The following is a 23,014-nucleotide window of genomic DNA, read 5'->3' as shown; positions in this document are numbered from 1 at the left end:
ATCAGAGCGACCGTTCCCTCCCCCTTCCGGCCGGTAGTGGCCGATTCGTGCTGCGTCAGCCTCTTGACGTCTGGAGGCGCAAAGGCTCGACTTAAGGTTCACAAGTTGGAGAGACGCCGGGGTCTCGGAGCGCCAAGCCGTCAGGGCCCGGCTCGGGGGGCGACGGCTTGCCGTCGCTTATGGGCAGGAGTGGATGAGTCGTGCAGACTCCCGGATCGCAGTCCTCGCTGCATCGAGCGAATCTGGAACGGGTCGTGCGGGCCGTGCGGCTCGCGGGATCGCTGACCCAGGCGGAGATCGCCCGTGCCACCGGACTGTCGGCGGCCACGGTCTCCAACATCGTCCGGGAACTCAAGGAGGCCGGGACCGTCGAGGTCACGGACACGTCGGCGGGAGGCCGGCGGGCCCGGAGCGTATCGCTCAGCGGGGACGCGGGCATCGTCATCGGCGTCGACTTCGGCCACACCCACCTGCGCGTGGCGGTCGGGAACCTCGCCCACCAGGTGCTGGCCGAGGAGGCCGAGCCACTGGACGTGGACGCCTCCTGGGCGGACGGCTTCAACCGGGCGGAAACCCTGGTCGGACGGCTGGTCACCGGCGTGGGGGTGGGCCTGGACAAGGTCATCGGCGTCGGGCTGGGCGTGCCGGGGCCCATCGACGTGGAGTCCGGGACCCTGGGCTCGACCGCGATCCTGCCGGGCTGGGCCGGGATCAACCCCCGCCAGGAGCTGTCGCAGCGCCTCGGCGTGCCCGTGTACGTGGACAACGACGCCAACCTCGGTGCGCTGGGCGAGCTGGTGTGGGGGAGCGGCCGGGGGGTCAAGGACCTCGCGTACATCAAGGTCGCCAGCGGTGTGGGCGCCGGACTGGTGATCAACGGCCAGATCTACCGGGGGCCGGGCGGCACCGCCGGCGAGATCGGGCACATCACGCTGGACGAGTCGGGCCCGGTCTGCCGCTGCGGCAACCGCGGCTGCCTGGAGACCTTCGCGGCCGCCCGGTACGTCCTGCCGCTGCTCCAGAGCACGCACGGGCCGGAGCTGACGATGGAGCGGGTGGTGGAGCTGGCCCGCGGCGGCGACCCCGGCTGCCGCCGGGTGATCACGGATGTGGGCCGCCACATCGGCAGCGGCGTGGCTAGCCTCTGCAACCTCCTGAACCCGAGCCGGGTGGTCCTGGGCGGATCGCTCGCGGACGCCGGTGAACTGGTTCTGGCCCCCATCCGTGAATCAGTGGGGAGGTACGCGATCCCGAGCGCGGCCCGGCAGTTGTCGGTGCTCACGGGATCGCTCGGAGGACGGGCCGAGGTGCTGGGGGCGCTGGCCCTCGTACTCAGCGAGATGGGCGATTCGACACTTTTGTCGGACCATGGAAGTGGAGTCCGAGCGCCAGTCGTCTTGTCTTCAGGTAGATAACGGATGGCACCGTTGTCATCTCGTTAAGGATTCACTCCTTGACGGCAAAACGCGGCCGGGGTTGACTCACATCCACCTCGGCCGCAGTGTTGCGGCCTCGTCAGGGAGGTTCAACTAATGAACACTCGTATGCGTAGAGCCGCCGTAGCCGTTGCCGCCGGCGCCATGGCCGTCTCGCTTGCCGCTTGCGGCAGTGCGAAGGAGGCAGGCGAGAAGCCGAAGGACTCCGCCGCGGTCGGCGACGCCATCAAGGTCGGGCTGCTCCTTCCGGAGAACCAGACCGCGCGGTACGAGAAGTTCGACAAGCCGCTGATCGAGAAGAAGGTCGCCGAACTGACCCGCGGCAAGGGCGAGGTCGTCTACGCCAACGCCAAGCAGGACGCGACCACGCAGAACTCCCAGGTCGACACGATGATCACCAACAAGGTGAACGTCCTCATCGTGGACGCGGTGGACTCCAAGGCCATCGCCGGCGCGGTCAAGCGCGCCAAGGACGCCGGCATCCCGGTCGTCGCCTACGACCGCCTGGCCGAGGGCCCGATCGACGCCTACACCTCCTTCGACAACGAAGAGGTCGGCAAGGTCCAGGGCAAGGCGCTCCTGGAGGCCCTGGGCGACAAGGCCAAGGACGGCCAGATCGTCATGATGAACGGTTCGGTCACCGACCCGAACGCCAAGCTCTTCAAGTCCGGTGCCCACTCCGTCCTCGACGGCAAGGTGAACATCGGCAAGGAGTACGACACGGTCGAGTGGAAGCCGGAGAACGCCAACACCAACATGGCGGCGGCCCTCTCGGCGCTCGGCAAGGACAAGATCGTCGGCGTCTACTCCGCCAACGACGGCATGGCCGGCGGCATCATCACCGCCCTCAAGGCGGCCGGCCTGTCCACCCTGCCCCCGGTCACCGGCCAGGACGCCGAACTCGCCGGTGTGCAGCGGATCGTGGCGGGCGAGCAGTTCATGAGCGTCTACAAGCCGTACGCCCCCGAGGCCTCGGCCGCGGCCGAGATGGCCGTCGCCCTCGCCAAGGGCGAGAAGATCGACGGGATCATCAACCAGAAGATCGACAGCCCGACCACCAAGGCCGTCCCGTCCGTCCTGATCCCGGTCGTCTCGCTGACCAAGGCGAACATCAACGACACCGTCGTCAAGGACGGGGTCTACAAGGTCGAAGAGATCTGCACCGACAAGTACGCGGCCGCCTGCGCCACCGCCGGCATCAAGTAAGGCCCCCGTCGCCCGCTCGCACGGCGACCCCCACACCTGCCCGGCGCTCCGCCCCTTCTTACCCCGCCACTCGCGGGGCGCCGGGCAGAAACGTTTCCCCCGCTGTACCCCCCATTCGCCCCGCTCCTGCTCTTTTGCACGACATCCCCGCCGGTCAGGCGGCGAAGGAGATGGTTCATGTGTCCGCTGCGCCCGTGCTGGCGTTGCGAGGGGTCTCGAAGCGGTTCGGCGCCGTTCAGGCCCTGACCGACGTAGAACTCGAGATCCACTCCGGTGAGGTGGTCGCCCTGGTGGGCGACAACGGCGCCGGCAAGTCCACGCTGGTCAAGACGATCGCCGGCGTGCACCCCATCGATGACGGTGTCATCGAGTGGGAGGGCCGCCCGGTCTCCATCGGCAAGCCCCACGACGCCCAGAACCTGGGCATCGCGACGGTCTACCAGGACCTCGCGCTGTGCGACAACATCGACGTCGTCGGCAACCTCTTCCTCGGCCGCGAGCTCAAGCGCCGCGGTGTCCTCGACGAGGTGGAGATGGAGCGCCGCGCCCGCGAGCTCCTCACCACCCTGTCCATCCGGATCCCCAGTGTCCGGATCCCCATCGCCTCGCTCTCCGGCGGCCAGCGCCAGACCGTGGCGATCGCCCGCTCGATGCTCGGCGAGCCCCAGCTCGTCATCCTCGACGAGCCCACCGCCGCCCTCGGCGTCGAGCAGACCGCACAGGTCCTCGACCTCGTGGAGCGGCTGCGCGAGCGCGGCCACGCCGTGATCCTCATCAGCCACAACATGGCCGATGTGAAGGCCGTCGCCGACAAGGTGGCGGTCCTGCGGCTGGGCCGCAACAACGGTGTCTTCAGCGTCGCCGACACCTCGCAGGAAGAGATCATCTCCGCCATCACGGGAGCCACGGACAACGCCGTGACCCGCCGCGCGGCCCGCACCGGGGAGGCCCGCAAGTGAGCACCGAGAACCCTGCCCCGCTGCACAAGACGACGGACGGCGCCGGCGGCCACACCGTGGTCAACCCGGCCGCCGCGGCGGACGCCATCCCCGCCGTGGACCCGCGCCTGCTCGTCCGCGAGCAGGGCCTGGCCGGATACCTGAGCGAGTTCGGCCGCAAGATGAAGGCCGGCGACCTGGGATCCATCCCGGTCGTCATCGGCCTGATCATCATCTGGGGCATCTTCCAGGGGCTGAACGCGAACTTCCTCTCCCCGGAGAACCTCACCAACATCGCGATCACGATGACCGCCACCGGCATGATGGCCGTCGGCATCATCTTCGTGCTGCTGCTCGGCGAGATCGACCTGTCGGTCGGCTCGGTCAGCGGCGTCTCGGGCGCCATCGTCGCCGTCCTGTCGGTCACCCACGGCATGAACGAGTGGCTGGCCATCCTCGCGGCGGTCGCGGGCGGCGCCCTCATCGGTTCGATCCACGGCTTCTTCTTCGCCCGGATCGGTGCCCCGGCCTTCGCCGTCACCCTGTCGGGCCTGCTGTTCTGGTCCGGCGCGATGCTGCAGATCCTCGGCAGCAACGGCACGATCAACCTGGACTCCGACGGTGTGGTCGGCAAGCTGACCACGTACTTCTTCTCGGACGTGGCCGTCGGCTACGCCCTGGCGGCCCTCGCGGTGGCCGGCTACTTCCTCGGCTCCTTCTTCGACGCCCGGCGTCGAGAGGCCGCCGGAGTGCCGTCCCGGCCGCTGGGCGAGATCCTGCTGCGCACCGGTCTGCTCGCGGTGTTCACCTTCGGTCCCGCCCTCGTGTTCAACCAGTACAAGGGCCTGCCGCTCGCGGTGGTGCTCTTCATCCTGGCCCTGGTCGGCACGGACTTCCTCCTGCGCCGCACCACCTTCGGCCGCCAGGTCTTCGCGCTCGGCGGCAGCGTCGAGGCCTCCCGGCGCGCCGGCATCAACATCAACCGGGTCCGGATCACGGTCTTCGCGATCGCCGGCACCTTCGCCGCCATCGGCGGCCTCTTCTGGGCCTCCAAGATCGCGGCGGCCAACCAGAGCGCCGGCGCCGGCGACCTGCTGATGAACGTCATCGCCGCGGCCGTCATCGGCGGCACCAGCCTCTTCGGCGGCCGGGGCCGGACCTGGAACGCCCTCCTCGGCGTCATGGTCATCACCTCGATCCAGTACGGTCTGGCCCTGGAGGGCATCGCGACGCCGATCCAGTACATGATCACCGGTGCGGTGCTGCTGGCCACCGTGGTGATCGACTCGGTCACGCGCAAGACCCAGAAGACCGCCGGACGTGCCTGACCGCATGCCCGGAAGCGACACCCGCCGGTAAGACCGGTCACAGTGCCCGGTGCCACGTCCTGTGGCACCGGGCACCGGTGCGTGTAAATACACGTACACCTGTGCGGGTATACGCCCGTTTGGGATGTGTGACCGCACAGCGGTGTGTACATGTATGACAAAGGCGTGACACCGCCGGGACGGCCCGATGACCGCGCCCGCGAGCGGAACATTAGACTCGTCAGACCAGCTGGCGATTGCAAGGAGGCACGGGTGCTGCTGACCCGCATCAAGGGACCGCGCGATCTGGACCGGCTCGGCAAGGAGGAGCTCGACCAGCTCGCCGCCGAGATCAGGTCCTTCCTCGTCGATGCCGTCTCCAAGACCGGCGGGCACCTCGGCCCCAACCTCGGGGTGGTCGAACTGACGATCGCCCTGCACCGGGTCTTCGACTCGCCCAAGGACAAGATCCTCTTCGACACCGGCCACCAGGCCTACGTCCACAAGCTCCTCACCGGCCGCCAGGACTTCGGCGGGCTGCGCACCAAGGGCGGCCTGTCCGGCTACCCCTCGCGCGCCGAGTCCGAGCACGACGTGATCGAGAACTCGCACGCCTCCACCGTGCTGGGCTGGGCCGACGGTTTCGCCAAGGCCAACGAGGTGCTCGGCCGCGAGGACCACCACGTCGCCGCCGTCATCGGCGACGGCGCGCTCACCGGCGGCATGGCATGGGAGGCGCTGAACAACATCGCCGCCGCCAAGGACCGCCCGCTGGTCATCGTGGTCAACGACAACGAGCGCTCGTACGGCCCCACGATCGGCGGCCTCGCGAACCACCTCGCGACCCTGCGCACCACCGACGGCTACGAACGCTTCCTGGCCCGCGGCAAGGACCTCCTGGAGCGCACCCCGGTCGTCGGCAAGCCCCTCTACGAGACCCTGCACGGCGCCAAGAAGGGCCTCAAGGACTTCATCGCCCCGCAGGGCATGTTCGAGGACCTCGGGCTCAAGTACGTCGGCCCCATCGACGGCCACGACATCGAGGCGCTGGAATCGGCGCTGCAGCGCGCCAAGCGCTTCGGCGGACCGGTCATCGTGCACTGCCTCACGCAGAAGGGCCGGGGCTACGAGCCGGCCGTCCAGGACGAGGCGGACCGCTTCCACGCGGTCGGCGTCATCCACCCGGACACCGGTCTGCCGGTGAAGACCGCCGCCGCCAGCTGGACCTCCGTCTTCGCCGACGAGATGGTGAAACTCGGCAAGGAGCGCAAGGACATCGTCGCGATCACCGCGGCCATGCTCCAGCCGGTGGGCCTGAAGAAGTTCGCGGACGCCTACCCGGACCGCATCTTCGACGTCGGCATCGCCGAGCAGCACGGCGCCACCTCCGCCGCGGGCCTGGCCAGCGGCGGCGTGCACCCCGTCTTCGCGGTCTACGCGACCTTCCTCAACCGCGCCTTCGACCAGGTCCTGATGGACGTGGCCCTGCACAAGTGCGGGGTGACCTTCGTCCTGGACCGCGCGGGCGTCACCGGCGACGACGGCGCCTCCCACAACGGCATGTGGGACATGTCCATCCTCCAGGTCGTCCCCGGCCTGCGCCTCGCGGCCCCGCGCGACGCCGAGCAGCTGCGCGCCCAGCTCCGCGAGGCCGTCGCCGTCCAGGACGCCCCCACCGTCGTGCGCTACTCGAAGGGCGTCGTCGGCCCGGCCGTCCCGGCCGTCGGACGCGTCGGCGGCATGGACGTACTGCGTACCCCGGCACCCGAGGTCACCCGACCGGACGTACTCATCGTCTCGGTCGGCGCACTCGCCCCCATGTGCCTGGAGATCGCCGCCCTGCTGGACAAGCAGGGCATCACCTCGACCGTCGTCGACCCCCGTTGGGTCAAGCCGGTGGACGAGGCCCTGGCCCCGCTGGCGGACGGCCACCGGGTGGTCGTCACCGTCGAGGACAACGGCCGCACCGGCGGCGTGGGCGCCGCCGTCTCCCAGGCCCTGCGGGACGCGGGCGTCGACGTACCGCTGCGCGACTTCGGCATTCCGCAGCGCTTCCTGGACCACGCGCTGCGCAAGGAGATCCTGGCCGAGATCGGTCTGACCGCTCCGGACATCGCCCGGCAGGTGACGGGCCTGGTGGCCAAGCTCGACGGGCGCTACGACACCGAGCCGACGGCCGTCGTCGACTGAGCCGGCGGACCGCCGAGCGGTTGCACGTCGCGGGCCGGGAGATCACCCTTGGAGAGGGCCTCCCGGCCCGTTCGCGTGCATAGACACCTGTTCGGAGGCGCGTCGGTGAGTAGGGATACGAGCAGCCCCTTCCGCACCAAAACGGTGGAGCAGTCCATCCGCGACACGGAGGAGCCGGAACACGCGCTCCGCAAGTCGCTCTCCGCCTGGGACCTGACGGTGTTCGGTGTGGGTGTGATCATCGGCACCGGCATCTTCGTCCTCACGGGCATCGCGGCCCGGAACAACGCCGGGCCCGCCACGGCCCTCGCCTTCGTGGCAGCGGGCATCGTCTGCGGCCTCGCGGCGCTCTGCTACGCCGAGTTCGCGTCCACCGTGCCGGTGGCCGGCTCGGCCTACACCTTCGCGTACGCCTCGATCGGTGAGCTGCCCGCCTGGATCATCGGCTGGGACCTGGTGCTGGAGTTCGCGCTCGGCACCGCCGTCGTGGCGGTCGGCTGGTCCGGGTACGTGCGCAACCTCCTGGAGACCAACCTCGGCTGGAACATCCCCACCGCGCTGGCCGGGCCCGACGCGGGAGGAACCTTCGACCTGCTGGCCTTCCTGCTGATCCTGGCGCTGACCGCGGTCCTGGTCGTCGGGACGAAGCTCTCGGCCCGGATCACCGCGATCGTGGTGGCCATCAAGGTCACCGTGGTGGTGCTCGTCATCATCGCGGGGCTGTTCTTCATCAAGGCCGACAACTACTCGCCGTTCATCCCCCCGGCCCAGGCGCAGGAGGCGGGCAGCGGCCTGCACGCGCCCCTGGTCCAGCTGCTCTTCGGCTACGCGCCCACCAACTTCGGCGTCATGGGCATCTTCACCGCGGCCTCACTCATCTTCTTCGCCTTCATCGGCTTCGACGTGGTGGCCACCGCGGCCGAGGAGACCAAGAACCCCCAGCGGGACATGCCGCGCGGCATTCTCGGCTCGCTGCTGGTCTGCACGGTGCTCTACGTCGCCGTGACGCTGGTGGTCACCGGCATGCAGAAGTACTCGGAGATGTCGCCCACCGCCCCGCTCGCCGAGGCCTTCAAATCCGTGAACCAGCCGTTCTTCTCCGGCGCCATCAGTCTCGGGGCGTCCATCGGTCTGATCACCGTGTGCATGATCCTGCTGCTCGGCCAGACCCGGGTGTTCTTCGCGATGAGCCGTGACGGGCTGCTGCCGCGCGTCTTCTCGGTCACCCACCCCAAGTACCGCACCCCCTACCGGGCGACCGTGCTGCTCGGTGTGGTCATCGCGGTCGTCGCGGGCTTCACCAGTCTGGAGAAGCTCGCCGAGCTGGTGAACATCGGCACCCTGTTCGCCTTCGTGGTGGTCGCCCTCGGTGTGATCGTCCTGCGGCGCACCCGCCCCGACCTCCACCGGGCGTTCCGCACCCCGTGGGTGCCGTTCGTCCCGATCGTCTCGATCGCGGCCTCGCTCTGGCTGATGCTCAACCTGCCGGCCGAGACCTGGATCCGCTTCGGGGTCTGGATGGCGATCGGCGTCGTCGTCTACTTCCTGTACGGCCGCCGCAACAGCCGCCTCGGCAAGGCCGGCGCGAACGCCAAGTACTAGGCGGTCCCTTCCGGATCCGTGCCGGGTCCGCGCCGCCCGGATCCTGCCGGGGCGCTGCCCGGCAGGAAGCCGGCCGTACGGGTCGCCCGTGCGGCCGGCTCCGTGCGCGCGGCCCGACGGTCAGCCCTTGGCGGGGGAGTTCTTCGCGGAGGCGGGGATCTTCTGGTCGTTGCGCAGGGCCTCCCACAGCTGGGTCGCCTGCGGCTCCGCCGTGATCACGCGGTTCGGGTCGACCTTGTCGTAGGCGACCGGGAGCATGATCGTCTCCATGGTGTCCGGGTCCACGCCCTTCATGCTCTGCGCGAAGTCCGAGAGCGCGGTGAGCGAGGCGAGATCGGAGTCCGTGGTCAGCGACTTGGTGCCGGCGTCCGCGAGCTTGTAGAGCCGGGCCGGGTTGCCGAGGGCGTCCTGCTTCTTGATCTCGGACAGCATCGCCATCATGAACTGCTGCTGCAGACCGATCCGGCCGAGGTCGCTGCCGTCGCCGTAGCCGTACCGGGTACGGACGAACTTGAGCGAGTCGGTGCCGTTCAGCCGGTGGGTGCCCGCGTCGAGCTTCAGGCCGCCCTTGGCACCGGTCATCGGCTTGTCGAGGGTGACCGTGACCCCGCCGAGCGCGTCCACCAGGCCCTTGAAGCCGGCGAAGTCCACCTCGACGAAGTGGTCGACGCGAACGCCGGACATGGCCTCGACGGTCTTGACGACGCACGCCGGGCCGCCGGTGCTGTAGATGCTGTTGAACATGGCCCGCTTCTGCGCCGGGGCCGTCTTGCCGTCCGCGCCCTTGCACTCGGGCCGGTTGACCAGGGTGTCGCGCGGGATGCTGACCGCGGTCGCCTTGGCCCGGCCCTCGGGTATGTGCATCAGCATGGTGGTGTCGGAACGGGCCCCGCTGACGTCGCCGTGGTCCAGGTCGCCGTTGGCCCCGGCCCGGGAGTCGGAGCCGAGCACCAGGACGTTCTGCGCCCCGGCGACGACCTTCTTCGGCCGGTCGTCCCCGATGGCCCGGTCCAGGTCGACGCTGGAGATGTTGCCGTTGAGGCTGCTATACATCCACCACCCCGTCCCGCCCGCGGCGAGGATCAGGAGCGCGACCGACAGCAGGACGATCCACAGGACGCGCTTGCCGCGACGCGGCTTGCGCCGACTGGTGCGCGAGGGTGCGGCAGGCTGGTCGGTCATGGAGGCAGAGCCCTTCTGCTATAGATGAATGTGAATAATAGACAGACTTTCGAGTGGGTCGGTCCGGGGGTGAACCGGAGCGGACGCTCACACGACAGACGGCACATGGCGGAAGGACGGACGGCGTCGTGAACCGAGGCAGGGGCGGCACCCGGGCCGCCCATCCGGGTCGCGGGGCGCAGGAAGCCGCGCCCGGCGCGGCCGGTCCCGCCCACTCCTCGGCCCCCACCGGAAAGTGGCTGTTCAGGGGCAACGACGGCCGTCTGACGGCCTACGCGTGCGCCGCCGGGGGATTGCTCCGCTGGACCGAGACGCACGCCCCCGGAACCGGCTGGACGGGCCCCGAGGAACTGGAAGTACCGGGCTGGACCGGGTCGGCGGCCATGGCGCAGAGCCACGAGGGCTACATCCATTTCGTTACCCTCCGGACGCCGTCGGACGACTCCGGCGGCCCCGAAGTCGCCGTCGCGACCCAGTTCCAGTCCGGCCGCGGCCTGACCGCCTGGCGTGGTCTCGGCGTTCCCGGCGTACGCGGCGGGCCGGAGGGCGACCGCCCGGTCCGGCCGCCGTGCGTCGTCGTCAACCAGCGCTCCGGCAGCGTGCACGTCATCGTGTCCCTGCGCCTCGGCGGCATCGTGCGGCGCAGCCGCAACGCCCAGGGCACGTGGGGCGGGTGGAAGCAGCTGGCTCCCGAGCCCTACCTGGGCGGCGTGACCGCCCTGATGCCCGTCGGCGGGCCGCTGGAGGTCCTCGCGGCCGGGCGGGCCGGGGTCGACCGCTGGGTGGGCGCCGGGCAGGGGCAGTTCCGCCTCGGCGACCGCGTCGCCACGCAGATGGGCGGAGCCCCCGTCGGGTGCGAGACGGGCGCGCGCAGGGCGACGTACTTCTGGCGGTACCCGGGTGACGGTTCGCTGGTCGCCTGGCGCGCCGACGCACAGGGGGTGCAGAGCGGCATGATGGGGCTCGGCGGGGCGGGCGGCCACGGCACGCCCGGCGTCGGGCAGGCCGTCATTGGCGGCTACGACTGCACCGTCCTCGCGCAGAACGGCGCCGAGGGCGACATCGAACTCACCGCCTACGTCAACGAGAACGAGGGGTACGGCACCTGGTGGGCCTCCCTCGGCGGCCACGGCCTGCACTCCCCCCAGGTCGCCGTCGACGCGGCGGACCGCGTCGTGGTGGCCGCGCTCGACCGGGACGGCGCCCTGGTCGTCACGCGCCAGGAGACCGACCGGGAGGGCCTCGCCTTCGGCCCCTGGCACCGGGCCTGACCCACCGGGGGCCGGCCCGGTGGGCCGGCTGCCCGGTGGCGTCGCGCGGACCGGCGGCCGCCGGACCCGACGTCAGCCGCGGTCCGGCAGCGGGGTGCGCTGGGAGATCTCCACGCTGAGGCCGCCGGACTTGGTGTAGTACGGCGTGGCCACCAGCTCCAGGCCCTGCGTGCCGGGCGCCGGGGCGACCACCACCGGCTGCCGGGCCGTGGTGTCCAGGTCGTCGGCCCGGCGCTCGCCGAGCCGCACCTCCTGGGTCACGCCCTCGAAGGAGACGGCCAGGTGGAAGTCCCAGACGCCGGGCGGGACCGGCCAGCCGCTGGAGGTCTGCGCCAGGTTGATCCGGGTCGAGAAGCGGCCCATAGCCCGGGTGTTGCCCTTGGCGTTGGTCAGGGTGTCGTCGCGGCGGGCCGTCACGGAGAAGCCCTCCTCCGCACCGCTCGACCGCTCCCGCATCACCACGCGGGTCGCCCGGTCCTTCGTCGACAACTGCTCGAAGAAGGCGAAACCGTCCAGGAGCAGCATCGGACCGTCCCAGCCCACGCTTTGCAGCTGGTGGCTGACGGTCATGTCGCCGGTGATGTCGAACAGCTCGTCCTCCAGCCCCACCTGCGGGTCGCGGAAGAACGGCAGCGTCGTGAACACCTTGCCGCCCTCGACCGTCTTGCGGACGCCCGGCCGGTCCTTGTCCGCCTCGAAGGCGGCCATCGTCGCCGCTTCGGCGACCCGGCCCCGCACGAGCAGCGCGTACCGTACGGCCAGCATCCGCGGCAGCAGCGCCAGCGCTCCGGGCGAGACCTGGGAGCGCAGCACCTCGGCTGCGGCCCACAGGGTCTGCTCCCGGCCCGCCGGGTCCTCGGCGGTCAGCAGCGCGGCCGCGGTCGCCTTGCCGAGCTCGACCTCCAGGTGCCGTGCGTGCAGCCGGTCGCGGCGCGGCCCCTCCGGAAGCTGCGAGCTGACCAGTGCCAGCATCCGCGACACCAGGGCGACCCGGTCCGGCAGCGCCGCCGGAAGCGCCTGCGAGGGGCCCTTGACCACGCACGTGCGGTCGCCGACCACGGAGACGTTGTCCGCCCCGATATACGCGGCGGCGGTGAAGGCCTGCTCCTCGCCGAACGGCATGTCGGTGGGGAAGGCCAGCCCGCGCCGCTGGAGCAGGCTGGTGCGGAACAGCTTGTCCGGCGTCAGCGACCAGTAGGCGCGCGAGCTGTAGATGTCGCTGTGCGTCTGGTTCTTGCGGAACATCGACGTCGCCACCGTGTGCCGGCCGGAGCTCTCCAGCCTTCCGAGCACGATGTCGGCCTCGTTCGCGTCGGCCGCGGCCACCATCCGCTCCAGGGCGTCGGGCACGAGGCGGTCCATGGCGTCCAGGAAGATGACGTACCGTCCGCGGGCCTGGCTCAGCGCCCAGTTCCGGGCCGAGGCCGTGCTCAGCGCGCGCGGCACCTGGCCCACGCGCAGCAGCGCCGGGTACTGGTGGGCGGCGCGGGCCAGCAGGGCCCCGCTGTCGTCGGTCGAGCCGTCGTCGACGGCGATGACCTCCAGCCGCTCCGGTCCGATCGACTGCGCGACGAGGGAGTCCAGGCACGCTTCGATCGAGGCGGCCTGGTTGCGGACCCGCAGCGCGACCGTCACGTCTCGGATGTCGGCGGCGTGCACGATCGCTTGGTTCATGATCCGTTGATCCTCATCGGTTCCGCTCGGACTGGTCGGGCCGGGGCCAGGGCATCTCCCCGACGAGCTCGGGCCACTGCCACGGGCGGAAGGCGACGTCCGTCGTGTGCTGCGGGAACACACCCGGGATGTGCGCCGTCGGCCCCACGAAGACGTTCACGTGCGAGGTCAGCTTCGCGGCCGCGGGCGTGCCCACCACGTACTCGAACCGGTCGTAGCCGGTGAAGCCGGGGGCGGGCGTGTAGGTGACCCAGCCGTCGTAGGACAGCTGGGCGTCACCGTTGACCGGCTGGGTGACGGAGATGGCCGTACTGCCCGCGGGGGCGGCCGACAGGATGTTCACCGAGCCCGGCCGGCCCGGTTCGGCCTCGATGCGCAGGCTCCGGGCGGCGGGTGCCCGCAGTCGCAGCGCCTCGTCCGAGAGCTTGCCGGTGCGTACCAGCCTGCGCCCGGTGGCGTCGGGAACGCCCACCGTGATCTGCGGGCGCAGAACGGGAGCGGTGACCGATTCTCGCAGCCGCAGGTGCAGGACGCCCGTGGCGGTCTCGCCGGCATCCGCCCGGACGCGGTACCAGCGCTGCCGCGGGAAGTACTCCAGCCCCTGCAGCGCCACGACCTCGGCGATCCCCTTCAGCGGCGCCTCCAGGAGGTACGCGCAGCCGCGCGAGGCGTTCTGGTCGGGCGCCACGGACAGGCCGAGCTGGAAGGTCTCGCCGGGCACGACGCCGCGCCGCGGGTCGGCCGAGCTGTAGAGGGCGGCGTAGACGACGCCCAGGGACGGGTCGTCGCCGAGGGCCCGGCCCCGGCACAGGAGATTCACGCGCCGGACTCCTCAACTACTGGGGGACATGGACACACGGGACTTGGTGTTGTGGGCGAACGTCTCCTCGTCCAGCCAGCCCAGTTCGTCGTACGAGAACCGGCGGCGGTCGAGGTCCCGTCCCCAGTGGGACGGGATGATGCCCTGCTCGATCATGCTGCGGGCGATGAAGCGGGCGCACTCGATGGCACCCTCGGCCCGCAGGTGGACGTTGTCGCCGTCCTGGACGTGCCGCTGGAGCGGCTCGCCCGGCCGCAGGTAGGTGAAGACGCGCTTGGACGCCTCCGGACCGAGCTCCTCCCACCACTGCAGGCTCTGGCGGTACAGGTCGACGACCGGGACGTGCTCGTCCTCGGCCAGCTGGCGGGCTGCGAGCGGGTAGTCGCCCAGGAACCGGGCGACGTTGCCGTGCCGGTCGATGCGGCGCCGTTCGTACGGCAGCAGGATCACCGGGTGGGCCTGCCGCTCGCGCGTGCCGTGCACGTAGGCGGCCATGTGCTCCAGGAAGGTGGAGAACGGCTCCGTGTGCAGGCCCGGGTCGGGCTTCCAGTCCGTCTGGCCGAAGCCGAACAGGAGGTAGTCGCCCGGCTGCATGGTGTCCAGGATCCACTGGAGCCGCCCGCGCTCGCGGAAGCTCTTCGAACTGGCCCGCGCGCGGGCGCAGTTGACGACCTCTACCGCGTCGGTGAGGAAGAGCGGCAGCGCCTGCGTCCAGCCCGCCATCGGAAGGAAGCTGTACGGGCGGCCCACCGCGTTCGAGCCGCCGGCCACGAAGATCCGTGGGCGCCCGCCCTGCTGGTTTCCGGGTGCGTACGTCACGCCTAGACCTCCTGCTCCTCCGCGGTCTGGGTGAGTAGCACCGACTCCAGCGCCGCTTCGAAGGCCGACCGCTGGGCGGGGGACGAGGTCGGGTCCTGCTTGCGCACGTCGATGACGTGCCCGGTCATCTCGGACAGCAGGACGTCGAGGGAGCTGAGGGCCACCGACTCCGAGGTCAGCAGGGAACCGGTGGGCTCCTGGCCGAAGGCCTTGGTCCGCATCGGGGTGGCGGTGCGCTCGGGGTTCACGCAGTTGACGCGGATCCGGTCGCCGGCCCACTCGTCGGCGAGCGCCTGCGTCAGGTTGACCATGGCGGCCTTGGTGGAGGAGTACAGGCTGTACTCGGCGCGGCCGCGGGTGTAGCTGCTGGAGGTGAACAGCAGCAGCTGGCCCTCGGTCTCGCTCAGGTACTTGTACGAGGCGCGGGCGATGTTCACGGGGGCGAGGTAGTTGACCTCCAGCGCCTCCCGGATCGTCTCGTTGTCGGTCTCGTCGAGACGGCCGACGCGCAGCACGCCCGCGGTGTTCACGACGTAGTCGATGCGGCCGGTCTCCGCGTACGCGCGGGCGAGGGCCTCCTCGACGTGGTCGAGGTTCTCGACGTGGGTGCCGGTCGTGGAGCGGCCCAGGGCGAAGACGCGGGCGCCGAAGCCCTCGGCGATCCGCGCGATGTCGGCGCCGATGCCGTAGGAGCCTCCGAAGACGAGCAGGGTCTTGCCGGACAGCTGCTCGCGGTAGGCGTCCTCGCCGGCCTGCGCGGGCGCGGTGTGCGAGGCGAGCTGGAACAGCTTGTCGGCGATGAACACGTCGACGGGCTGGGTGACCTTCATGTTGTACTCGTCGCCCTGCACGACGTGCACGGGCACGTCCGGCAGGTACTTGACCACGACGGAGCAGTCGTCGGTGGCCTGGAACGACGGGTCGGCCTCGGCCCGGTCGTAGGCGGCGCGGATCGTGGAGAGCCGGAAGCCCTGCGGGGTCTGGCCGCGGCGCAGCCGGGAGCGGTCCGGCACCTCGGTGATGAACTCGCCGTCGTCACCGTGGGTGCGCGTGACGATGACGGTGTCGGAGGAGGGGATGGCCACGTCGACGGCCTGGAACTTCTCCAGGGCCTCGACGCACTCCTTGACCACGCGCTGCGACAGCAGCGGACGGACCGCGTCGTGGAAGAGGAGGTTGACGTCCTCGCCGGCCGCGAGGTCCTCGGCCGCCGCGCGGATCGCGATGCGGGTGGTCTCGCTGCGGGTGGAGCCGCCCGCCAGGACCCGGGTCACCTTGCCGAGGCCCGCGCGGTCCACGATGCGCTGGGCGTCCTCCACGTAGGCGGGCGTCATCAGGAGGATGACGTCGTCGACGTCCGGAGCGGTCTCGAAGATGTGCAGGGTGTGCTCGAGGATCGGCTTACCGGCGATCTTGAGCAGCTGCTTCGGTATCTCTAGACCGATGCGCTGACCGGTGCCACCGGCGAGGACGACGGCAATGGTGCGGCGCGGGGTGGCACTGGAGGACAAGGTCTCCTTCTTCCTGGCAGGGGGATGGGGCACGACGTGCTCGGGAGGGGTCCGGCTACGCGGGCAGGTGCGTGTGTTCCGGGTATTCCACGGGGAAATCGAGCAGCCCCCGCCGGTACAGGTTGTTGGCGGCGGCGTTGAAGCGGACGCCGGAGGGCGGGTACTCCGGGCCGAGGAGGTATTCCTTGAGCTGCTCGCGGTAGGGCGCCATGACGTCCTCGCGCGGATTGAGCATGGCGTCGATGGCCGTGCTCAGGCCGTTGCAGTCGGGGTCCAGGAGGTACGAGGCGTACGCCGTCCGCTGTTCGTTGCGGAACTCGGCGTCGGGCAGCCCGTCGAGATTGAAGATCGCGTACGGCTTCAGCGTCGCGACGAAGTCGGACACGACGCTCGACATGTCGCCGATGAGCAGGTCGGACTGGTTGAAGCAGTCGTACAGGGCGGGGATCCGCTCGGTCACCACGTGGTGGGCGGTGTCCGGGATGGCGCTCCAGTACAGGGTCGCGGCCTGGTTGCGGCTGCGCCGGATGCGGGCGGTCCGCTCCTCCTCGGTCAGGTCCGGGAACTTGGAGCGGACGCCGCGCTCGGAGAGGTCGGCGATCCGCTGGTCGATCCGGGCCAGCTTCCTCGCCGCCGACTTGGAGTCGGTGGCGTTGCGGCCGAAGCGCCGGGCGTTGTCCTCCTGGAGCATGGCGATGACGCGGCGGTGCGCGGCGGCGGCCTCGGCGGAGCGCGAGCCGGTGAGCGGGTGCGGCTTGTAGATGATCCGGATCTCCTGCTCGTGGTCGAGCAGGGCCTGGATCAGGGTCTCGCCGGCCGGGATGACGGAGGTGTAGCAGGCGTCGTCGGTCCAGCCCTCCCAGGTGGGGGCGTAGATGACGGTGGGCATCGGGCCGGCGACCTTGCCGGTCCAGCGGTGCAGCGGCATGAGCTGCGGCCGGCCGACCTCGACGATCTGGTTGTGCGTCACGGCGTGCTTGATGCGCTCGTAGCGGTCGCGGCCCGCGCGCCCGGCCACCCATATCTCGTCGAAGACCTTGCTGACGCGGTTGCTGCTCGCGAGTTTGTCGCTGTCGCCGTGGCCGATGAAGACGTGCTTGACCTCGGCGCGCTGGAGCATGTGCACGTTCTTGCCCGCGTTGCCGGGGTAGAGGGCGACGCGGAGCTCGTTCATCTCGATCCGGGCCAGGTTGTCGGCCTTGGGAACGCAGATGACGGGGATCGACGTCGCGTCCAGGTAGCGCAGGGTGGCGCGCTCGCGCAGCACGATGATGGGCCGCAGGTCCAGTTCCTCCAGCGCCTCCAGCCACATGTTCACCTGGTACATGAAGTCTTTGGAGATGGCGGCGAAGGTGAAGTAGAGCGCGACCTGGGGGCGGTACTCGGCCAGCTGGTGGTTGAGCTCGTCGAGGGCCTCGTCGACGGTGGGCAGCTTGAGCGCGTTGCGCGCGTCGGGCACCAGCACCAGCAGGGAGAGGTAGGCGAGGAAGACGGTCGCGATCATGCCGTAGGTGACCCAGCGCCAGTTGTCCGTCGCGATGGTGGCGAGTGCGCCGCCCATCAGCGGGATGTCCATGTGCAGGGTCTTGCGGACGTGCTTGTCGACCAGGAACGGGTGTGGCATGCGGCGGATGCCGAGCGCCTCGAGGTCCAGCCCGCGGCTGGTGAACGGCAGCTCGTTGCGCATCTTGCGGACGTGCTTGAGGAGCGCGCCGTACGCGAGCTGGAGGATGAAGAGCAGCAGCAGCCCGATGGTCGTCATCTGCGCCACGAAGGACTCGATGTCGGCGATGGCCCCGCACAGGCCGAGCAGCAGGAACTGCCGGATGAGGAAGCGCATGGTGAGGCCGAAGCGCGAGTCGCGCAGCCGCTCCAGCGTCGTCGATTCGCTGTTGTGGAGCAGTAGGTCGGAGGCGTAGCTGACGGCCGCGCAGTACGCGAACATCGGGAGGGAGGCGAGGGCGACGGCGGCCATCATGCCGACGAAGCTGAGAATCAGCCCGGCGGTGATCAAGATGCCGAGAACGGCTTGCCGTCGTTTGGAGCCCATGGTGCGGTGCCTCCCCCGAGGAGGTTTGAGAATCCCGTGAAGTGTCGGAGTAGTATAAGCAGCCTTATGGAGGGCTGAAGAACTACAGGTGAACCCCGGGCCAATGCTTGGACATGACCCTCTGTAAAGGTCACATAAAGGTAACGGGGTCTTCGTCGGGCGCGGATGACGGGCCTTCGATCCGAAGGCGGCATCTCACCCGGTGAAGCGATAGAGCGTCAGTTCTCGACGGTCTTCGTTCTTCACGGAAAAGCCGATGCACAATCCCGCCCGGCCTCCCGCCAGGGTGACGGCCATTCCCTCGGGCTCCCGGTACGGGAGATCGGGCGCCACGGTGACGCGATGACGGCCCTGCGCCTTTCCGGTGGTGATGTCGATCGCCGAAACGTACGTATTGCCGCCGTACTTCCGGGGATTCTTGCCTTTTTTGTCCGTATACGGGTTTCCGGTCAGTATGTAGATGAAGTTCCCGTGCAGGGCGCAGCCCTGGAACCATTCCTCTTCCTTGACCTGGACGCCCGCTTTGACGAACTGTGCGGATTCCGTGCGCCCGGCGAGGAAATCCTCCATCTGGTATACGGCGAATCGCCGTTCACCGCCCCGTTCGTGACTCACCAGCACCCGGTTGCCGGCCAGGTCGAGGGAGGGGGAGACGTCGGAGGCGCCCGGCACCGGATCGAAGTGGGTCACGGCCGAGTCCGAGCTGTCCAGGATCGCGCCGTCCTTGAACGGCATACGGGCCACCGAGCGGCCGTAGCCGGTCCGCGGGTCGGCCTTCCCCTCCACCCACAGGTAGGTGCGCTTGCCCGCCGGCTCGACCGCGAAGGAAATTCCGTGCCCGAAACCGCGCAGATACATATGGCCGGAGACCTTCCCGGCCGCGGTCAGCCGCGTCAGACACATGTCCCCGGCCTCCTTGCGGTCGGTGGCGGCCAGCGGTTCGTCCTCGTCCGAAAGCCGGATTCCGGCCTGAAGGGTCTGGAGCGTGTAGACGAGACCGTTCGCGTCGTCGAACGCGAATGACTGCGGACCCGTCGTGTTGAAGAGGCGCACCGGCGCCAGCACCTCGGTGCCGGAGCGTATGTCGAATTCACCGGCGATCGCCGGAAGCCCGTTCTGCTCGTCCGTTAGGTCCGGCTCGTCCGGTTCGGGGCCCCGGGGCCAGGCCAGGCTGCCCGCGGTAATTCCGGCGGCAACGGCGCCCCCGGCGAACAGGAGGGTCCGCCGGCTGAAAGGTGTCTGGTTGTCCGCCATGTCCGGCATTCTGTCATCAGGCCCGGCCGGCCCCCGCATCGGCCCCCGGCCAGGCCCTATCGCAACGGCAACGGGCGTCCGTTCCCCGAGGGGGACGGACGCCCGCCGTGCATTCACCTCGTTATGCGGCGGTATGTCAGGCCAGAACCCGCCACACCGCGATTCCTCAGACCGGGACGCTCGCCAGGCCGGGGGCGAGGAACTTCTTGCCGTTCACGCGCTCCGAGACGCCCTCGCGGTCCAGGTACGGCGTGATGCCACCCAGGTGGAAGGGCCAGCCGGCGCCCGTGATGAGGCAGAGGTCGATGTCCTGGGCCTCGGCCACGACACCCTCCTCCAGCATCAGGCCGATCTCCTGGGCCACCGCGTCCAGGACGCGGTCGCGGACCTGCTCCTCGGTCAGGACGCTGTCGCCCTGGACCAGGAGGGCGGCGACCTCGGGGTCGAGCTCCGGCTTGAAGCCGTTCTCGGCCGAGTAGACGTAGAAGCCGCGCTTGCCGGCCTCGACGACCCGCTTCAGGTTGGGGGAGACGGTGAAGCGCTCCGGGAAGGAGCGGTTCAGGGTCTCGGAGACGTGCAGCCCGATCGCGGGGCCGACGAGCTCCAGCAGCACCAGCGGGGACATCGGCAGGCCGAGCGGCTCGATGGCCTTCTCGGCGGTGGCCACCGGGGTGCCCTCGTCGATGACGTTCTGGATCTCGCCCATGAAGCGGGTCAGGATGCGGTTCACGACGAACGCCGGGGCGTCCTTGGTGAGGACCGCGGTCTTCTTCAGCTTCCGCGCCACACCGAAGGCCGTGGCCAGCGAGGCGTCGTCGGTCTGCTCGCCGCGGACGATCTCCAGCAGCGGGAGGATCGCGACCGGGTTGAAGAAGTGGAAGCCGACCACGCGCTCCGGGTGCTGGAGCTTGGAGGCCATCTCGGAGACCGACAGCGAGGAGGTGTTGGTGGCGAGGATCGCGTGCGCCGGGGCGACCGCCTCGACCTCGGCGAACACCTTCTGCTTGACGGACATCTCCTCGAACACGGCCTCGATGATGAAGTCCGCGTCCGCGAAGCCCTCGGCCTTGTCCAGGACGCCCGTCACCAGGGCGGTCAGGCGGTTGGCCTTGTCCTGGTTGATGCGGCCCTTGCCCAGCAGCTTCTGGATCTCGGCGTGGACGTAGCCCACGCCCTTGTCGACGCGCTCCTGGTCGATGTCGGTGAGGACCACCGGCACCTCCAGGCGGCGCAGGAACAGCAGCGCCAGCTGCGAGGCCATCAGGCCCGCGCCCACGACGCCGACCTTGGTGACCGGGCGGGCCAGGGACTTGTCCGGGGCGCCGGCCGGGCGCTTGGCGCGCTTCTGGACCAGGTTGAACGCGTAGATGCCGGAGCGCAGCTCGCCGCCCATGATGAGGTCCGCGAGCGCGGTGTCCTCGGCGTCGAAGCCCTTCTGCAGGTCGCCGTCCTTGGCGGCCTCGATGATCTCCAGGGCGCGGTAGGCGGCCGGGGCCGCACCGTGCACCTTGGAGTCCGCGATGGCACGGCCGCGGGCGACCGCAGCGTCCCAGGCCTCGCCGCGGTCGATCTCGGCGCGGACGACCTCGGTGGTGCCCTTCAGCACGCCCGCGGTCCACAGGAGCGACTGCTCCAGGAAGTCCGCGCCCTCGAACAGCGCGTCCGCGATGCCCAGGTCGAGGACCTGCTTGCCGCGCAGCTGCTTGTTCTGGTTCAGCGAGTTCTCGATGATCACCGAGACCGCGCGGTCCGCGCCGATCAGGTTCGGCAGCAGGGCGCAGCCGCCCCAGCCGGGAACCAGTCCGAGGAAGACCTCGGGCAGCGAGAAGGCCGGGATGGCCTTGGAGACGGTGCGGTAGGAGCAGTGCAGGCCCACCTCGACACCGCCGCCCATCGCCGCGCCGTTGTAGTAGGCGAACGTCGGGACGGCCAGCGCGGAGAGGCGCTTGAAGACGTCGTGCCCGCCCTTGCCGATGGCGAGCGCCTCGTCGTGCTTCTTCAGCAGCTCGACGCCCTTGAGGTCGGCGCCCACCGCGAAGATGAACGGCTTCCCGGTGATGCCCGCGCCGACGATGGAGCCCGCGGCGGCCTCCTGCTCGACCTGGTCGATCGCCGCGTTCAGGTTGGCGAGGGACTGCGGGCCGAAGGTGGTCGGCTTGGTGTGGTCCAGGCCGTTGTCCAGCGTGACGAGCGCGAAGCGCCCGGCGCCGAGCGGCAGGTCCAGGTGGCGGACGTGCGCCTGCGTGACGACCTCGTCCGGGAACAGCTCGGCCGCGCCCTTCAGGAGCTCAGTGGTGGTGCTCACTTGGCGTCTCCCTCGGTGGTGAAGTGCGGGTTCTCCCAGATGACGGTGGCGCCCATGCCGAAGCCGACGCACATGGTGGTCAGGCCGTAGCGGACGTGCGGCTGCTCCTCGAACTGACGGGCCAGCTGCGTCATCAGGCGCACGCCCGAGGAGGCGAGCGGGTGACCGAAGGCGATGGCGCCGCCGTACTGGTTCACGCGCGCGTCGTCGTCGGCGATGCCGTAGTGCTCCAGGAAGGCCAGGACCTGTACGGCGAAGGCCTCGTTGACCTCGAAGAGGCCGATGTCGTCGATCGTCAGGCCGGCCTGCGCGAGGGCCTTCTCGGTGGCCGGGATCGGGCCGTAGCCCATGACCTCCGGCTCGACGCCCGCGAAGGAGTACGAGACGAGGCGCATCTTGACCGGGAGGTTGTTCTCCCGGGCGAAGTCCTCGGACGCGATGATCGCGGCGGTGGCGCCGTCGTTGAGACCGGCGGCGTTGCCCGCGGTGACGCGGCCGTGGGCGCGGAACGGGGTCTTCAGGCCGGCCAGGTTCTCCAGCGTGGTGCCCGGGCGCATCGGCTCGTCGGTGGTGACCAGGCCCCAGCCCGTCTCGCCCGCCGCCTCGTTGGTGTTGCGCACCGACACCGGTACCAGGTCCTGCTGGATCTTGCCGTCGGCGTACGCCTTGGCGGCCTTCTCCTGCGAGCGCACGGCGTACTCGTCGGCGCGGAGCTTGGTGATCGTCGGGTACCGGTCGTGCAGGTTCTCGGCGGTCATGCCCATGAACAGGGCGGACTCGTCGACCAGCTTCTCCGAGACGAAGCGCGGGTTCGGGTCCACGCCCTCGCCCATGGGGTGGCGGCCCATGTGCTCGACGCCGCCGGCGAGGGCGACGTCGTACGCGCCGAAGGCCACGCCGCCCGCGACCGCGGTCACGGCGGTGAGCGCGCCGGCACACATGCGGTCGATGGAGTAGCCCGGGACCGACTGCGGGAGGCCCGCGAGGATGCCGGCCGTACGGCCCAGCGTGAGGCCCTGGTCGCCGATCTGCGTGGTCGCGGCGATGGCGACCTCGTCGATCTTCTTGGGGTCCAGGTCCGGGTTGCGGCGCAGCAGCTCCCGGATCGCCTTCACGACGAGGTCGTCGGCCCGGGTCTCGTGGTAGATGCCCTTCGGGCCCGCCTTGCCGAACGGGGTGCGGACGCCGTCGACGAAGACGACGTCCCTGACGGTACGAGGCACGTTGGCTCTCCTCCAGGTGCGGGGTTGCACTGCTGCGCGGGAACGCGCTCGGCGGGTGCCGCTGAGCGCGCGCTCACCTCGCCCATGCTACTTGCGGGTAACTCATGTGGACACCCCCTCCGGGAGGAGCGGCGAAGGTCACACTCGGACGGCCCCGGAACGAGCGGAGCCCCCGGCCGGTGGGCCGGGGGCTCTGCCCGTACGGAACGGTGCGGATCGGTGCGGA

Annotated in this window: 16 protein-coding genes; 7 read left to right on the top strand and 9 right to left on the bottom strand. The window is 70.1% G+C overall.

The features are described from left to right. Positions 1–200 precede the first annotated feature (200 nt). From ACFWW8_RS15180 to ACFWW8_RS15155, 6 genes are all read left to right on the top strand, one after another. Entirely contained in the window at positions 201–1,415 is a 1,215-nt protein-coding gene (locus ACFWW8_RS15180; RefSeq protein WP_386528486.1) for an ROK family protein, read from the top strand. Positions 1,416–1,544: 129 nt separating this feature from the next. Beyond that, on the top strand, positions 1,545–2,642 hold the full coding sequence (locus ACFWW8_RS15175; protein WP_386528483.1) for a sugar ABC transporter substrate-binding protein: 1,098 nt from the start codon (positions 1,545–1,547) through the stop codon (positions 2,640–2,642). A gap of 170 nt (positions 2,643–2,812) precedes the next feature. After that, positions 2,813–3,601 (top strand): ATP-binding cassette domain-containing protein, encoded by a 789-nt coding sequence (locus ACFWW8_RS15170; RefSeq protein ID WP_267720043.1) that lies wholly within the window; start codon positions 2,813–2,815, stop codon positions 3,599–3,601. A 20-nt stretch (positions 3,602–3,621) separates the two neighbouring features. Next, positions 3,622–4,908, top strand: coding sequence for a sugar ABC transporter permease (locus ACFWW8_RS15165; protein ID WP_386528575.1), 1,287 nt, complete (start codon positions 3,622–3,624; stop codon positions 4,906–4,908). Between the two features lie 252 nt (positions 4,909–5,160). Continuing rightward, positions 5,161–7,077, top strand: coding sequence for a 1-deoxy-D-xylulose-5-phosphate synthase (gene dxs, locus ACFWW8_RS15160; RefSeq protein ID WP_386528480.1), 1,917 nt, complete (start codon positions 5,161–5,163; stop codon positions 7,075–7,077). 105 nt (positions 7,078–7,182) lie between these two features. Next, the gene (locus tag ACFWW8_RS15155; protein WP_386528477.1) at positions 7,183–8,679 is read left to right on the top strand and encodes an amino acid permease; all 1,497 of its coding nucleotides are present in this window, start codon (positions 7,183–7,185) and stop codon (positions 8,677–8,679) included. Between the two features lie 120 nt (positions 8,680–8,799). Here the strand turns inward: ACFWW8_RS15155 and ACFWW8_RS15150 are convergent, their stop codons facing one another. Beyond that, positions 8,800–9,861: an LCP family protein gene (locus ACFWW8_RS15150; RefSeq protein ID WP_386528474.1), complete on the bottom strand. Its 1,062-nt coding sequence runs from the start codon at positions 9,859–9,861 to the stop codon at positions 8,800–8,802. A 128-nt stretch (positions 9,862–9,989) separates the two neighbouring features. Here ACFWW8_RS15150 and ACFWW8_RS15145 point away from each other — a divergent pair, with 128 nt between their 5' ends. Continuing rightward, positions 9,990–11,132 (top strand): hypothetical protein, encoded by a 1,143-nt coding sequence (locus ACFWW8_RS15145; RefSeq protein WP_386528471.1) that lies wholly within the window; start codon positions 9,990–9,992, stop codon positions 11,130–11,132. A gap of 72 nt (positions 11,133–11,204) precedes the next feature. On the opposite strand, the gene ACFWW8_RS15140 is transcribed toward ACFWW8_RS15145, so the two are convergent. The 8 genes from ACFWW8_RS15140 to ACFWW8_RS15105 form a co-directional block, all read right to left on the bottom strand. Next, the gene (locus ACFWW8_RS15140; protein WP_386528469.1) at positions 11,205–12,806 is read right to left on the bottom strand and encodes a glycosyltransferase family 2 protein; all 1,602 of its coding nucleotides are present in this window, start codon (positions 12,804–12,806) and stop codon (positions 11,205–11,207) included. Positions 12,807–12,819: 13 nt separating this feature from the next. Continuing rightward, entirely contained in the window at positions 12,820–13,626 is an 807-nt protein-coding gene (locus ACFWW8_RS15135; protein WP_386528467.1) for an Ig-like domain-containing protein, read from the bottom strand. Positions 13,627–13,638: 12 nt separating this feature from the next. After that, positions 13,639–14,445 (bottom strand): rhamnogalacturonan acetylesterase, encoded by an 807-nt coding sequence (locus ACFWW8_RS15130; RefSeq protein WP_386528464.1) that lies wholly within the window; start codon positions 14,443–14,445, stop codon positions 13,639–13,641. Between the two features lie 2 nt (positions 14,446–14,447). Then, on the bottom strand, positions 14,448–15,956 hold the full coding sequence (locus ACFWW8_RS15125) for an SDR family NAD(P)-dependent oxidoreductase (RefSeq protein ID WP_386528461.1): 1,509 nt from the start codon (positions 15,954–15,956) through the stop codon (positions 14,448–14,450). Positions 15,957–16,011: 55 nt separating this feature from the next. Next, positions 16,012–18,006: a hypothetical protein gene (locus ACFWW8_RS15120; protein ID WP_386528459.1), complete on the bottom strand. Its 1,995-nt coding sequence runs from the start codon at positions 18,004–18,006 to the stop codon at positions 16,012–16,014. Between the two features lie 195 nt (positions 18,007–18,201). Further along, complete coding sequence (locus tag ACFWW8_RS15115; RefSeq protein ID WP_386528457.1) at positions 18,202–19,260, bottom strand: signaling protein; 1,059 nt, start codon at positions 19,258–19,260, stop codon at positions 18,202–18,204. Between the two features lie 166 nt (positions 19,261–19,426). Then, positions 19,427–21,565: a 3-hydroxyacyl-CoA dehydrogenase NAD-binding domain-containing protein gene (locus tag ACFWW8_RS15110; protein WP_386528455.1), complete on the bottom strand. Its 2,139-nt coding sequence runs from the start codon at positions 21,563–21,565 to the stop codon at positions 19,427–19,429. After that, positions 21,562–22,788 carry a thiolase family protein gene (locus ACFWW8_RS15105; RefSeq protein ID WP_386528452.1) on the bottom strand — a complete coding sequence of 409 codons (1,227 nt, stop codon included), beginning with the start codon at positions 22,786–22,788 and terminating at the stop codon, positions 21,562–21,564. The genes ACFWW8_RS15110 and ACFWW8_RS15105 overlap by 4 nt, the downstream gene beginning before the upstream one ends. Positions 22,789–23,014 lie beyond the last annotated feature (226 nt).

Origin of the sequence: Streptomyces sp. NPDC058701 (genome assembly GCF_042715295.1) — a bacterium.
Lineage (GTDB): Bacteria > Actinomycetota > Actinomycetes > Streptomycetales > Streptomycetaceae > Streptomyces.
The sequence above is the reverse complement of the archived record's forward strand: the minus strand, read 5'-3'. Positions and strand labels throughout refer to the sequence as shown.

Bases quoted from the DNA above. Each gene is read 5' to 3' on its own strand.
- ACFWW8_RS15175 (WP_386528483.1), top strand. From the start codon at position 1,545: ATGCGTAGAGCCGCCGTAGCCGTTGCCGCCGGCGCCATGGCCGTCTCG.
- ACFWW8_RS15170 (WP_267720043.1), top strand. From the start codon at position 2,813: ATGGTTCATGTGTCCGCTGCGCCCGTGCTGGCGTTGCGAGGGGTCTCG.
- ACFWW8_RS15150 (WP_386528474.1), bottom strand. From the start codon at position 9,861: ATGACCGACCAGCCTGCCGCACCCTCGCGCACCAGTCGGCGCAAGCCG.
- ACFWW8_RS15140 (WP_386528469.1), bottom strand. From the start codon at position 12,806: ATGAACCAAGCGATCGTGCACGCCGCCGACATCCGAGACGTGACGGTC.
- ACFWW8_RS15120 (WP_386528459.1), bottom strand. From the start codon at position 18,006: ATGGGCTCCAAACGACGGCAAGCCGTTCTCGGCATCTTGATCACCGCC.
- ACFWW8_RS15115 (WP_386528457.1), bottom strand. From the start codon at position 19,260: ATGGCGGACAACCAGACACCTTTCAGCCGGCGGACCCTCCTGTTCGCC.